The organism is Streptomyces sp. YS-3, assembly GCF_045257485.1.
Classification (GTDB): domain Bacteria; phylum Actinomycetota; class Actinomycetes; order Streptomycetales; family Streptomycetaceae; genus Streptomyces.
Genome location: NZ_JBJHPC010001163.1, coordinates 1 through 678, shown reverse-complemented (window position 1 = coordinate 678; position 678 = coordinate 1). Strand labels below are relative to the sequence as shown.

Annotated in this window: 1 protein-coding gene; it reads right to left on the bottom strand. The window is 70.8% G+C overall.

From position 1 onward, the window contains the following. Nucleotides 1–431: flavin reductase family protein (locus ACJA3G_RS38105; protein WP_406557564.1), on the bottom strand; the 431-nt coding region annotated here is incomplete at its 3' end. Nucleotides 432–678 lie beyond the last annotated feature (247 nt).

Genomic DNA, 678 nt, shown 5'->3' with positions numbered 1-678 from the left:
CCCCCCTCCGCACTGGGCAGCTCCACCCCCAGCACCCGAGCGATCACCAGCGTGTGGTCCCCCGCCTCGACCCGCTGTTCCGTCCGGCACTCCAGGGTCGACAGCGCGCCCCCCACCAGCGGCGCGCCGCTCAGTTCGCCCCTCTTGTAGGCGATGTCCTCGAAGAGCAGGCGGTCGCTGATGCGGCCCTTCATCGCGAAGCGGCCCGCGATGTGGCGCTGGCTCTCCGAGAGGACCGAGACCGCCCAGAGGGGCTGCTCGGCGAGCAGGTCGTCCATGCGGGAGCCGTTCCGTACGCTCACCAGGATCAGCGGCGGGTCGATGGAGACGGACAGGAACGCCGTGGCCGTCATCCCGACGTCCTCGCCGCGCGGGCCCGCGTCCTCGTCGTGGGCGGTCACCAGCACCACCCCGCCGGCCAGCCGGGACATCGCGGCGCGGAATTCGTCATTGCTCACCCCCTCAGCATGGGGGGTCTGCGACGGCAGGGACGGGAGAGCTCGGAGAACGTCTGTCTGCAACACGTACAGAACGCTAGTCTCCGGCCCCAACGCCGCACATCGGGCCCTGGGACCAGAAGGGTCCTAGGACCAGATGGGGGCGGGAAGGCCCCTGGGGGAGGTCAAAAGGGGAGGTCTGAGGGGAGGTGAGAGGGAGACAGGGCAGGCGGAGGCCGGG